This window comes from Sodalis-like endosymbiont of Proechinophthirus fluctus (genome assembly GCF_001602625.1).
Classification (GTDB): domain Bacteria; phylum Pseudomonadota; class Gammaproteobacteria; order Enterobacterales; family Enterobacteriaceae.
In genome coordinates this window covers 793-1,097 of sequence record NZ_LECR01000079.1, presented here as the reverse complement: position 1 = coordinate 1,097, position 305 = coordinate 793, and the positions used below count along the sequence as shown (strand labels likewise).

The 305-nt window shown below is 58.4% G+C and carries 1 protein-coding gene; it reads right to left on the bottom strand.

Features of this window, described 5'->3' with window-relative positions; all coding sequences use genetic code 11:
• Positions 1–305: Mur ligase domain-containing protein (locus BG74_RS07815; RefSeq protein ID WP_244267435.1), on the bottom strand; the 305-nt coding region annotated here is incomplete at both ends.

Here is a 305-nt window from a genome sequence, read left to right as displayed (position 1 = left end):
CCGTTAACGAAGGTCGGATCCAGGCCGGCTTCGGCGTAAATACTGGCCACCATAGCGGTTGTGGTAGTTTTACCGTGAGTGCCGGCGACGGCGATACCGTGACGAAAACGCATCAGCTCCGCTAACATCTCCGCGCGCTGAATTACCGGAATGCGCGCCTCTTTGGCCGCCACAATTTCCGGGTTATCGGGGGTAATAGCGCTCGACACCACCACCACGCTGGCGTCGCTGATATTCTCTGGGCGGTGGTTAAAATAGATCTGCGCACCTAGGTCAGTCAGCTGCTGCGTCACTGCGTTCGGCAC